The sequence below is a fragment of the Flavobacterium suaedae genome (assembly GCF_014642915.1).
GTDB lineage: Bacteria > Bacteroidota > Bacteroidia > Flavobacteriales > Flavobacteriaceae > Flavobacterium > Flavobacterium suaedae.
Window position 1 is genome coordinate 483,774 of record NZ_BMJE01000001.1, and the last position, 12,283, is coordinate 496,056.

Sequence of the window (12,283 nt, forward strand, 5' to 3'; positions counted from 1 at the left end):
AACTCGGGATTTTTTATTTCAAGTAAAATTATTCTCCTGATACATCAACAGTAGTTTCAGCAGCTACTTTTTTGTATGTACCATTTTCTAATTTTTCTCTAATAGCTTCATAAGCCTCAAGTGTCAATTCTATATCTTCTGCCGTATGAGAAGCTGTAGGTATCATTCTTAAAAGTATAATACCTTTTGGTATTACAGGGTACACCACTATAGAAAGGAATATACCGTAATTCTCTCTCAGGTCATTAACCATCGCCATAGCTTCAGGAATACTACCTTCAAGATACACAGGTGTTACACAAGTATTAGTATCACCTATATTAAAGCCTCTGCTTTTTAAACCATTTTGCAGTGCATTTACATTCTCCCAAAGTTTTGCTTTTATCTCAGGCATTGTCCTTAGCATTTCTAAACGCCTAAGAGCACCTTTTACCATAATCATTGGTAATGATTTAGCAAACATTTGAGAACGCAGGTTATACTTTAAAAAGTCAATAACATCTTTATCTGCCGCTACAAATGCACCTATACTTGCCATAGATTTTGCAAATGTAGAGAAGTAAACATCTATACCGTCCTGGCATCCCTGCTCCTCTCCTGCTCCGGCACCTGTTTTACCAAGTGTACCAAAACCATGTGCATCATCTACTAAAAGTCTGAAGTTATACTTTTCTTTTAGTGCAATAATTTCTTTTAGTTTACCCTGCTGCCCACGCATACCAAACACACCTTCGGTAATAACCAATATACCGCCTCCGGTAGTTTCTGCTATGTTTACAGCACGTTCAAGGTTTTTTTCAAGGCTCTCTACATCATTATGCTTATAGGTAAAACGTTTACCCATGTGCAAACGTACACCGTCTATAATACAAGCATGAGAATCTACATCATATACTATAACATCGTTTTTAGATACTAATGCGTCTATAATAGACACCATACCCTGATAACCAAAGTTTAATAAATACGCTGATTCTTTTTGTACAAATGAAGCTAGTTCATCTTGTAATTTTTCGTGCCAGGTAGTGTGTCCACTCATCATCCTTGCACCCATGGGGTAAGCCGCTCCATACTCTGCTGCTGCTTCCGCATCAACTTTTCTTACTTCAGGATGATTACCCAGACCTAAATAGTCATTAATGCTCCAGTTGATAACTTTCTTACCATGAAACATCATTCTATTGGATAAAGGCCCTTCAAGTTTAGGGAAAACATAGTACCCCTCTGCCTGAGATGCCCATTTACCTAATGGTCCTTTATTTTTTTGTATTCTCTCAAATAAATCTTTTACCATTATCTCTAAATTTTCTGTGTCATAAAAAACGCATCAAAAGTAGTTATTATATTGCTTTCATCATAATAATTTTTTAATGCAGCTAGTAACTAAATGGTCTTAGATTTGCAGAAACAGAGTATTTTAAATAAGTTATGCATACATAATTTTATCAAAAAATTACTTTAACATAATTTTAATTAAAATATTTTTATAGTTTTACGCAGTTAACCAACCAAAAACTAAAAATAATGGATGCACAAAAAGTGGACATGTATATAATGTCAAATTCAAAGTATTTCCAAAGCCATCAAATAAGCTACCTGAGAGAAAGACTTTTGTTATTAGATGAGGACAAATGGATGATGCTACAAACAGTAGATCTTAAAGACCCGACTACTATATTAATAGTATCTATACTTGCAGGATCGCTTGGTATAGATCGTTTCCTTATAGGTGATACAGGGCTTGGTGTAGGTAAACTTTTAACTTGTGGTGGGGCATATATATGGACTATTGTTGACTGGTTCCTTATACAGGATGCTACTCGCCAAAAGAACATGGAAAAGATACAGCAATTCCTATAGTAAAAAGGTAATGACAAAAAAAAGGCTATACCTAATACTTACTTTAGGATTAATAGCCGGATATAGCTGGCTGGCTTATAATTTATGGCAACAACATGCCGTAAATAGTAAGCCGGTTTGTTTTTTTAAAAGAACTACAGGTATTCCATGCCCTTCCTGTGGTAATACCCGTTCTGTACTTGCTATAACTTCAGGAGATTTTTACGATGCTGTTTTAATTAACCCCTTGGGTTATGTTATTGCTGCTATTTTAATTATATTTCCTTTTTGGCTTCTTTATGATGTAACTTTAAGAAAAGAGACCTTATACAGGAGCTATTTACAGTTTGAAAAGGCTCTAGGCAAAAAAACTGTAGCTATACTACTTATTGTACTCATTTTATTAAACTGGATATGGAATATACAGAAGGGACTGTAACTAAAGAAAAACAGGTAAGCATACACCCGTATGAATACGAACAGGCGTCAAACGGATACCTTATGGCTATAGTAGCCGTTATTGTAGGGGTGCCTTTACCTATAGTTAATGTATTAGCTTCATTAATTTACTATTTAAGCAATTTAAAATCGAGCTATTTTATAAAATGGCATAGCCTGCAAGCAGTATTAGCACAACTTATTATAGTACCGTTTAACAGTATTGCATGGGGCTGGACTTTTGCTATAATGTGGCAAGACAGCAAAGTATCTGTGTTCTTTGTAATTTATATTTTCTTTGTATTAATATTAAATATAGCCGAGTTTATTGCGGTTATTGCTACCTCTTCAAAAGTGCGTAATGGTGAAAATGTACGCTGGGCAGTTGTAGCTAATATTACAGATGCACTCTGTAAGCCAAATAACAAAAATTAACAAACCCATTATTTCTATTCAATGAAACTTGTATTTGCCTCTAACAACAAAAACAAAGTAAAAGAAATAAAGCATCAGCTACCGAGTAGTATTGAGATACTAACACTTGAAGATATTGGGTGTACCGAAGATATACCCGAAACAGCCGAAACGATAGAAGGAAATGCAATTTTAAAAGCAAACTATATTACCGAAAAATATGGTTATAACTGTTTTGCTGACGATACAGGGCTTGAAGTAGAAGCACTAAACGGCGCTCCCGGTGTATATTCCGCACGATATGCAGGAGAAGAAAAAAACGCTGAAGCCAATATGGAAAAGCTTTTAAATGAACTTAGAGATAAAAGTAACCGTAATGCACAGTTTAAAACTGTAATAGCCTTAAACTTAAACGGAGAACAACTTTTATTTACAGGAATTGCCAAAGGCGAAATAACTGTAAACAAGCAGGGAAATGAAGGTTTTGGCTATGACCCTATATTTAAACCGGAGGGCAAAAATATAACTTTTGCCGAGATTTCTCTTGAGGAAAAAACAAAGCTAAGCCACCGTGGCAAAGCCGTTACAGCATTAACACAATTTCTGAAAAATATAAATATCTGATTTTCAAATTTTTAATTTAAAATAAAACTCGTACTGTTATTAGTATATCTCACTAACAAACAGTACCTTTGCAGCTATTTTAAAAATATTTATGAATAAATTTGAACAATTAGGATTGAATGAATCGCTGCTGAGGGCGATAAACGATCTAGGGTTTGAAAACCCGTCAGAAGTGCAGGAAAAGGCGATTCCCCTATTATTGGAAAAAGATACCGATATAGTTGCTCTTGCTCAAACAGGAACAGGTAAAACAGCAGCTTTCGGTTTTCCGTTAATTCAAAAAATTGATGCTGATAACAGAAATACACAAGCCTTAATACTTTCTCCTACTCGCGAGCTTTGTCTGCAAATTACAAACGAGATTAAACTTTACTCCAAATACATAAACGGTATTCGTACTGTTGCAGTATATGGTGGAGCAAGCATTACAGAACAAGCCAGAGAAATTAAAAAAGGAGCACAAATAATTGTAGCTACCCCGGGAAGAATGCAGGATATGCTTAATCGTAAAATGATTGACATATCTAAAATAAACTTTTGCGTTCTTGATGAGGCAGATGAAATGCTTAACATGGGCTTTTATGAGGATATAGTATCTATATTATCTACAACGCCTGATGAGAAAAACACATGGTTATTCTCTGCTACTATGCCAAGAGAAGTAGCACGTATAGCAAAAGAATTTATGAGAAAACCACTTGAAATAACAGTGGGACACAAAAATTCAGGCTCTTCTACAGTCTCACATGAATTTTACTTAGTTAACGGTCGTAACCGTTACGAGGCACTAAAAAGGCTTGCAGATGCAAACCCTGATATTTTCTCAGTAGTATTTTGTCGTACAAAACGTGATACACAGGCTGTAGCCGAAAAACTTATTGGTGACGGTTATAATGCAGCAGCGCTACATGGTGACTTATCGCAGGCACAACGTGATGCGGTAATGAAATCATTCAGAACACGCCAAATACAAATGCTTGTAGCTACTGATGTGGCAGCAAGAGGTATTGATGTTGATGATATTACACACGTAATTAATTACCAGTTACCTGATGAAATAGAAACCTATAACCACCGTAGTGGCCGTACAGGACGTGCAGGTAAATCAGGTACATCTATCGTAATTGTTACTAAAAGTGAGTTACGCAAAATATCTACTATAGAGAAGATTATCAAACAAAAGTTTGAAGAAAAATCTATCCCTTCAGGTATGGAAATTTGCGAAATACAACTTTTCCACCTTGCGAATAAAATAAAAGATGTAGAAGTAGATCACGAAATAGACTCTTACCTTCCTGCTATATATGAGGTAATGAAAGACCTTACCAAGGAAGAAGTTATCAAAAAAATGGTGTCAGTAGAGTTTAACAGGTTTATTAACTACTACAAAAAGAATCAAGACCTTAATACGCCATCTGCTGACAGAGGCAGCCATGCAATACCTACAGACGGTAACGTACGTTTCTTTATAAACATTGGTTCACGAGATAATTTCGACTGGATGAGCCTTAAAGATTTCCTTAGAGATACTTTAGGTCTTGGTCGTGATGATGTATTTAAAGTTGACGTAAAAGAAGGATTCTCATTCTTTAATACAGAAGCCGGTAACTTATCATTAGTTATGGATACGTTAAACAGTATGCACTTAGAAGGCAGAAAAATTAACGTAGAAATCTCTAAAAATGATGGTGGAGGAAGCAACAGCCGTCGCAGAGACCATAACGGAAGAAATAAAAGAAGCGGTAAGTTCGAAAACTCTTCCAGCTCAAACTCCAGAAAAGGAAACTTTAATAAAGGAGGGGGCAGCGGAAGAAGATCCAGAAGAAGTTAAAAGAAATATTTTTACTTAATTATACACTAACTACAAAATATCGCGTTTGTTTATTACTTTTACAACATATAGAGATTCGATGAGATATTTTGTAGTTTTTTTATTTTTATTTATTTCCGTTAGCGGTTTAGCACAAACAACTGTTTCGGGTATTATTATTAATGATGGTACAATGCGCCCTGCGGCTAATATCAGCATTATTAATATTAACACCGTAAAAGGTACTGTTACCGATGCTAAAGGACAATTTACCATAGAAGCAAAAGCAAACGATACCCTGCATATTTCGCAAACAGGTTATCAGGCAATAAAAGTAAGGGTAACAAACGACTGGATAAATAATGCTACCGTTACCAAAATTCCGCTTACAGAAAGAGCTTATACACTGGAAGAAGTTGTAATTAACAAATACAACCTTACCGGTTATCTTCAAATAGACTCAAAATTAGCTCCTATTGAGGAGAATAATTACCGTTATGGTATTGCAGGACTTAATTATGGCTACGAGGGCGGAGAGTACTCCCCCAGTGCTTTTAAACGTATTGTTAGCTCAGTACTAAACCCTGCCGATTTACTGCATAATATTTTTGGTAAAAAACCTGCCGAAATGCGCCGTTTAAGGCAAATGAAAAAAGATGATACAGTAAGAAACCTGTTAGCATCTAAATTTGACCGCGAAACACTGTCTGCATTATTAGGTGTATCAAAAGATGAAATTGCTGAAATATTAGAGCGTTGTAACTACTCCGAAGCATTTATTACCACTGCTAATGACTTACAGATAATGGATGCGATAAGTAGCTGTTATGAAGAATATAAAGTTTTAAACAGAGATTAAAGAATTTTATTATTCCTGATTAGCCTCAATATATTTTCGCTTTATATAATCAATATCTTTAATTGATTTCTCAGCCCAGTCAATACGCTTTTGCAGTAACTCTTCATCAGTTAACTTCCAATCAATATCTGATTTTCTTAGCTTACTTGTTATATACTGCATTACAATAGCTGCCGATGTAGATATATTAAGACTTTCAGTAAAACCTACCATTGGTATTTTAATAAAACTATCTGCCTGATCTAATACCTCTTGCGATAGCCCTGTTTTTTCAGTCCCGAAAAACAACGCTGCGGGTTTCGTTATATCAAATTCATCAAGATAACACGAGTCAATATGCGGTGAAGTAGCTATAATTTTATACCCTTCCCCTCTTAACTTATGTATACATGATGCTGTAGAAGCATGCCGGTTAATATCAACCCACTTTTGTGCGCCTAAAGCTATTTCCTTATCTATATCTTTACCAAATTTTTCTTCTATTACATTAAGTTCCTGTATACCAAAAACATCGCAGGTACGCATTACCGCACTGGTATTATGCAACTGAAAAACATCTTCTACAGCTACTGTAAAATGTTTTGTTCGGTTTTGTAATACCTTTAAAAAAGTCTCTTTTCTGTTTTCTGTAATAAAGCCTTCCAGATGTTGAAGGTAGTCTGCACCAAAAGTGTTTTTCATTAATCGTTAAAATGTTAAAAATCTTTTACTAAATTAGGCGTATCAAATTGAACTTATGACACAGGAAGAACTATTAGAGCAAATTTACAAAAAAGACAGTAAAGCCTTTACCTTGCTATACGACATGTACTCCAAAAGTTTGTATGGGGTAATATACAACCTGCTAAAGGATAAAGAAGAAAGCGAAGATGTATTGCAAGAGGTATTTGTAAAAATCTGGAAAAATCTTGATACTTACAATGACAAAAAAGGCAGGTTTTTTACCTGGATTCTTAATATTGCTCGCAATGCATCTATAGACAGGTTGCGCTCTAAAAGCCATAATAACAGTAAGAAAAACTTATCTTCAGACAATTTCGTACATATTCTCGACCACAATACCTCAACCACGAATAAGATAGACGCTATCGGGATAAAACAATTTATCCAAAAACTGAAACCTAAATGTATTCGTATAATCGATTTGCTGTTCTTTAAAGGCTACACACAAAAAGAAGCCTCCGAAGAACTGGATATACCTTTGGGTACAGTAAAAACACAAAACAGAAATTGTATTAAAGAATTAAGGAACATTTTACAAGCGTAATGGAGAAAGAAGAACTAATAGAATCAGGAACACTGGAATTGTTTGTTTTCGGGTTGCTAACCGAGGAAGAGAATATTGCGGTACAGGAAATGGCACAAAAACACCCCGAAGTACAAGCAGAAATACTATCTATAGAACAGGCAGTTATAAACCTGTCATATAGTATATCACCAAAACTTTCGGCAGAAAACTACCATAAAATAAAACAAATATTACTTGAGCGACAAGGTGGCGAAGTAGTACAAATACAACCTAAAAAATCTGTATCGCCATACCTTGGTTGGGCAGCAGCCGTTATACTTATGTTTGGTATAGGTATACAGTATTACAAGTATAACGAAGTTAAAGACGAAGCCAAAAAAGTGGTTATTGAAAGAAATAAGTATGAGCAAATGCTTGCCGATGCACAAAAGCAAAACACCCAAACAGAAGAGGCACTGGCAATAGTTCGCGATAAAGCAGACCAAACCATAACACTGGAAGGACAACAAGTAGCCCCCGATGCTAAAGCAAAAATATACTTAAACAAAGCCGATAACGAAACTTATGTTGATATTGCAGGACTGCCTACTCCACCCGAAGGAAAAGTATACCAAGTATGGGCACTTAAACTTAGTCCCCTTACCCCAACCAGTATAGGTGTACTTGATACTGATAATATAGCCGACACAAAAGGTATTTATAAAGTAGACTCTTTTGAAGGGGCTGAAGCCTTTGGTATTACGCTTGAACCGGAAGGTGGTAGCGATTCGCCTACCCTTGAACAACTTTACACACTGGGAAAAGTATAACTAAATGAAAAAGAAACTGGTAGTACTTTCCGGAGCCGGAGTGAGTGCCGAAAGTGGTATTAAAACCTTTCGCGATGCTGACGGGCTTTGGGAAGGACACGATGTTATGGAAGTGGCAACACCCGAAGGTTTTCGTAAAAACCCTGCGTTGGTACTGGATTTTTATAACCAAAGGCGTAAACAGCTTTTAGAAGTACAGCCCAACAAAGCGCATAAAATAATAGCGGAACTGGAAAGCCATTTTGATGTTACGGTTATTACCCAAAATGTAGACGACCTGCACGAACGTGGTGGCAGTACTAATGTAGTACACCTGCATGGCGAACTGTTAAAGGCGCGCTGTACTGTATGCGAAACAGAGATACTGAACTGGCAAGACGATATTTTACAAGGCACACTACACCCTGTTACACAAAAACAGCTACGCCCGCATATAGTATGGTTTGGTGAGGCGGTACCCGCTATTGAAAAAGCCATGAAAATAGTAGAACAAGCTGATTATATGATAGTAATAGGCACCAGTATGCAGGTATACCCTGCAGCAGGGCTTGTAGACTATGCTAAACCCGATACCCCTATTTATTACATAGACCCGAAACCGGCACAAATCCCGCACTTACCAAACCCATTAGAGGTATTTCCGTTAACGGCTAGTGAGGGGATAGAGGTAGTAAAAGGAAAACTGATGTCGTTTACTGCTTTTTTCCCTCTGATAAAGAATAACTTAAAAGATAAACTTGAACTTGATAAAGACTATCTTTTTGGTTACACCTACTTCGATGGTTTAACTCATAGATTGCTCAATATTGACCTTTTTGTAAATCTCTTATATGAATATGAGATAAAAATGAGCTTTCGTAATGAAGATAATAAGGAGAAAACTCATATTTCTTCCGGAAACTTTCCTGAGCATCTAAAAAGTATGCTTGACAATATTTTAAACAATCAGAGTTTTCAAACAAAAGAAGAATACAACGGAGATTTTTGCGCTACTGATTTATCTCTTGAAAACTATTATTTTAATATAAATGGCAGAAAAGCAAGTTCTTTCATATATGGTTTAATAACTAATCAAAAAGAGTATTTTACAAGTGAAAACGAGCAGACTTTATTTGAATTCCACACCTCAATAAAAGACTGGACTAAAAAGATTTTTGAAGAATTGACAAATACATAATGAACTCAATAAAAGATATATGGATAGAAAGCGAAGTTAAAGGGTCAATTATTGAAGGTGAATTATATACTAATGACAATACTGATGTTATAGTTACTTTTGATAATGATAAAAAATACATTGCTACATTTTTCACTTATCAAAACATCCAACACCTCAGATTAAAAAATCAAAAAACAGGAGAATGCGATTCAGGTTATTATTTTTGGCTTCTGATATGATAATTATAGAAAGAACAGATAGAAAATCAATTATATCAACAATTGAATATCTAATAGATAATGATGAATTTTATTCTGTTTTTAATGAAATCAGCACTTAATCACAGTCCACAAACAAAGAATCCGCTAAAGGAGCTAAGCCTATTTCTGCTCTGGCGCTGTTGGTTTCTTCTCGCATATCTTTACATGGCATTCCAAACTGAGAACCATATAGTACCCTGTGGTTATTATCCTTTTTTACCCAATAATACTTATCTAAAATAGTAGCATACATTTCCGCTTTTAAATTTCCTTTTTTAACCTCATTTAAAAACACATTAAAATACGTTTTATCATTTACCAGCATATGTGGGGTATGTAGTAATACCGCAACAGCAGCAGCTTCTACACATTCATGGCTATAGTTCTTTTCACCTAAAAGCTTTTTAGTCGGGAATCCGTTATCTTTTACAAAAGCAACCAGCTTTTTAAAGTTAATAGAATCTATTTTTTGAACGTAAGCCCAGTCTATTTTGCCACCATATAAATAAGGGTCTCTTAACCCCTGGTCGCTACCATATAGTTTGCAAAGCTCAAAAGCAAGGCTATCCTGTAGCTTTGTGTTTACAGTTTTTATACTCTTGCCGTCGGTAGTTATATTTTCCGCCTTAATAGTTATACAACTGTATACTAAAAAGATAAGCATTGAAGCTAATAGCAAAGGCAGTTTTTTCATAGTAATTTATTATTTTTTGATGATGGAACGGCAAGTTAGCATTATTTTTTAAACTATTGTAAAGCAGTAATTTTTCTATAGACTTATATTTAATTATTACCTAAAATTGGTAACTTTACAAAAAATTCAGGTTATGGGGAAAAACACATCAATATCATTAGGCAATCATTTTGAAGGGTTTGTAGAACATGCAATATCAAACGGACGATTTAAAAATGTAAGTGAGGTAGTAAGGGCGGGGTTACGACTTCTTGAAGAACAAGAAGATAAAGCTGCTATGCTAAAAAAGGCTATTCAGGAAGGAATAAACAGTGGAAGAGCTGATGATTTCGACCCCAAAAAACACCTTGCATCATTAAAAGCTCAAAAAGCGAAAAATGGCTAAATATCATCTTTCAAAAAAAGCTGTTGATGACTTAGCCAATATATGGAGCTATACTTATGATGAATGGTCTGAAAGGCAAGCTGACAAATATTACAAATTACTTATAGACAGTTGTCAAGAAATAGCAAACAATCCGTTATTAGGTAAATCATATACCGAAATAGCTGATTCTTTATTCGGCTATAAATCAGGAGAACATATTATATTTTACCTGATAATTGACAAAAAAGAAATAGAAGTAGTAAGAATACTTCACGGCAGAATGGATATAAAACAGAAGTTTTAATATTGGCTTCAAAAACCTATCTTTGCCGTTTACTGAAACACACAACAACAAATGCAAGTTTTAACTGAATTAAATGCCATTTCTCCGATAGACGGAAGATACAGAGGTAAAACACAATCGTTATCAGCTTATTTTTCTGAAGAAGCACTAATACGCTACCGTGTATTAGTAGAAATCGAATACTTTATTGAACTATGCTCATTACCCCTGCCACAGTTGGAAGGCGTAAGCGAAAGTAAGTTTGAAGAACTTCGCGATATATACAAAAATTTTACTGCACAGGATGCAGCGGATATAAAAGAAATAGAAAAAACTACTAACCACGATGTTAAAGCGGTTGAGTATTTTATAAAAAAGAAATTTGATACACTGGGACTTGAAGCGTATAAAGAGTTTATACACTTCGGGCTTACCTCTCAGGACATAAACAACACGGCTATACCGCTTTCTACCAAAGAAGCATTTGAAAACGTATACCTGCCATCGCTTATTAAGGTTATTGCCAAATTAAAAGAGCTATCTGTTGAATGGGCAGATGTACCTATGCTGGCACGAACACACGGGCAACCGGCATCGCCTACGCGTTTAGGTAAGGAAATAGCTGTTTTTGTAGAACGTTTAGAAGAGCAAATGCGTTTGTTATTCAACGTACCTTTTGCTGCTAAATTTGGTGGTGCTACAGGTAACTTTAATGCGCATTTTATTGCCTACCCTAAAAATGACTGGAAACAGTTTGGTATCGACTTCGTTGAAGGGAACCTTGGGTTAAAACACTCATTCCCTACTACACAAATAGAACATTACGACCATTTTGCTGCTTTTTGCGATGCTTTAAAACGTATCAATAATATTTTTATTGATTTAGACCGCGATATATGGACGTATGTATCTATGGACTACTTTAAGCAAAAAATTAAAGCAGGTGAAATAGGTTCATCGGCTATGCCACATAAAGTAAATCCTATTGATTTTGAAAACTCAGAAGGGAACTTAGGTATTGCAAATGCACTATTTGAACACCTTGCTGCTAAATTACCAATATCAAGACTGCAACGTGACTTAACAGATAGTACTGTATTACGAAATATAGGTGTACCTGTTGGGCATACATTAATAGCTTTTGAAGCTACTTTAAAAGGGCTTAACAAACTATTGCTTAACGCAGATAAATTTGCAGAAGACCTAGAAAAGAATTGGGCTGTAGTAGCAGAAGCGATACAAACCATTTTAAGAAGGGAAAACTACCCTAACCCGTATGAGGCTTTAAAAGATCTTACACGTACTAATACAGTAATAAATAAAGAAGCTATACATTCCTTTATAAACACACTTAACGTAAGTGACGATGTAAAGAATGAACTATTACAAATTACACCTTCTAACTATTTAGGTATAAACGTATAGTACGTTTATAAAAATAATTTTAAAAGAAAACCGATATTTTTTAATATACTCGC

14 protein-coding genes and 1 pseudogene are annotated in these 12,283 nt (G+C 35.2%); 12 read left to right on the forward strand and 3 right to left on the reverse strand.

All coding sequences use genetic code 11. The annotated features are described in order from the left end of the window. Window positions 1-28 precede the first annotated feature (28 nt). Window positions 29-1,294 carry a cysteate-C-fatty acyltransferase gene (capB, locus tag IEW45_RS02245; protein WP_188619592.1) on the reverse strand — a complete coding sequence of 422 codons (1,266 nt, stop codon included), beginning with the start codon at window positions 1,292-1,294 and terminating at the stop codon, window positions 29-31. 230 nt (window positions 1,295-1,524) lie between these two features. Here capB and IEW45_RS02250 point away from each other — a divergent pair, with 230 nt between their 5' ends. From IEW45_RS02250 to IEW45_RS02275, 6 genes are all read left to right on the forward strand, one after another. Next, window positions 1,525-1,860, forward strand: a complete 336-nt coding sequence (locus tag IEW45_RS02250) for a TM2 domain-containing protein (RefSeq protein ID WP_188619593.1) — start codon at window positions 1,525-1,527, stop codon at window positions 1,858-1,860. Window positions 1,861-1,870: 10 nt separating this feature from the next. Next, complete coding sequence (locus IEW45_RS02255) at window positions 1,871-2,278, forward strand: DUF2752 domain-containing protein (RefSeq protein ID WP_188619594.1); 408 nt, start codon at window positions 1,871-1,873, stop codon at window positions 2,276-2,278. Next, window positions 2,254-2,712, forward strand: coding sequence for a magnetosome magnetite crystal formation protein family (locus IEW45_RS02260; RefSeq protein ID WP_188619595.1), 459 nt, complete (start codon window positions 2,254-2,256; stop codon window positions 2,710-2,712). The genes IEW45_RS02255 and IEW45_RS02260 overlap by 25 nt, the downstream gene beginning before the upstream one ends. Window positions 2,713-2,733: 21 nt before the next feature. Then, a complete protein-coding gene (locus IEW45_RS02265; protein WP_188619596.1) occupies window positions 2,734-3,315 on the forward strand; it encodes a non-canonical purine NTP diphosphatase in 582 nt (193 codons plus the stop codon). A gap of 91 nt (window positions 3,316-3,406) precedes the next feature. After that, entirely contained in the window at window positions 3,407-5,146 is a 1,740-nt protein-coding gene (locus IEW45_RS02270; protein ID WP_188619597.1) for a DEAD/DEAH box helicase, read from the forward strand. Window positions 5,147-5,225: 79 nt separating this feature from the next. Continuing rightward, window positions 5,226-5,984: a carboxypeptidase-like regulatory domain-containing protein gene (locus IEW45_RS02275; protein ID WP_188619598.1), complete on the forward strand. Its 759-nt coding sequence runs from the start codon at window positions 5,226-5,228 to the stop codon at window positions 5,982-5,984. A 9-nt stretch (window positions 5,985-5,993) separates the two neighbouring features. Here IEW45_RS02275 and IEW45_RS02280 read toward each other — a convergent pair whose 3' ends face one another. Beyond that, the gene (locus IEW45_RS02280) at window positions 5,994-6,665 is read right to left on the reverse strand and encodes a TrmH family RNA methyltransferase (protein ID WP_188619599.1); all 672 of its coding nucleotides are present in this window, start codon (window positions 6,663-6,665) and stop codon (window positions 5,994-5,996) included. A gap of 55 nt (window positions 6,666-6,720) precedes the next feature. On the opposite strand from IEW45_RS02280, the gene IEW45_RS02285 reads away from it, so the two are divergent. The 3 genes and pseudogenes from IEW45_RS02285 to IEW45_RS14795 form a co-directional block, all read left to right on the forward strand. Continuing rightward, complete coding sequence (locus IEW45_RS02285) at window positions 6,721-7,251, forward strand: RNA polymerase sigma factor (protein ID WP_188619600.1); 531 nt, start codon at window positions 6,721-6,723, stop codon at window positions 7,249-7,251. Continuing rightward, window positions 7,251-8,042, forward strand: coding sequence for an anti-sigma factor (locus IEW45_RS02290; protein WP_188619601.1), 792 nt, complete (start codon window positions 7,251-7,253; stop codon window positions 8,040-8,042). The genes IEW45_RS02285 and IEW45_RS02290 overlap by 1 nt, the downstream gene beginning before the upstream one ends. A gap of 4 nt (window positions 8,043-8,046) precedes the next feature. Then, a pseudogene (locus tag IEW45_RS14795) lies at window positions 8,047-8,733 on the forward strand (SIR2 family NAD-dependent protein deacylase); the annotation flags it as partial. An 804-nt stretch (window positions 8,734-9,537) separates the two neighbouring features. Here IEW45_RS14795 and IEW45_RS02300 read toward each other — a convergent pair. Beyond that, complete coding sequence (locus tag IEW45_RS02300; protein WP_188619603.1) at window positions 9,538-10,155, reverse strand: hypothetical protein; 618 nt, start codon at window positions 10,153-10,155, stop codon at window positions 9,538-9,540. Window positions 10,156-10,288: 133 nt separating this feature from the next. On the opposite strand from IEW45_RS02300, the gene IEW45_RS02305 reads away from it, so the two are divergent. From IEW45_RS02305 to purB, 3 genes are read left to right on the forward strand one after another with little or no spacing between them, the layout of a single operon-like run. Then, complete coding sequence (locus IEW45_RS02305) at window positions 10,289-10,540, forward strand: type II toxin-antitoxin system ParD family antitoxin (protein ID WP_188619604.1); 252 nt, start codon at window positions 10,289-10,291, stop codon at window positions 10,538-10,540. Further along, window positions 10,533-10,826 (forward strand): type II toxin-antitoxin system RelE/ParE family toxin, encoded by a 294-nt coding sequence (locus IEW45_RS02310; protein ID WP_188619605.1) that lies wholly within the window; start codon window positions 10,533-10,535, stop codon window positions 10,824-10,826. The genes IEW45_RS02305 and IEW45_RS02310 overlap by 8 nt, the downstream gene beginning before the upstream one ends. 51 nt (window positions 10,827-10,877) lie before the next feature. Then, the gene (gene purB / locus IEW45_RS02315) at window positions 10,878-12,230 is read left to right on the forward strand and encodes an adenylosuccinate lyase (RefSeq protein ID WP_188619606.1); all 1,353 of its coding nucleotides are present in this window, start codon (window positions 10,878-10,880) and stop codon (window positions 12,228-12,230) included. Window positions 12,231-12,283 lie beyond the last annotated feature (53 nt).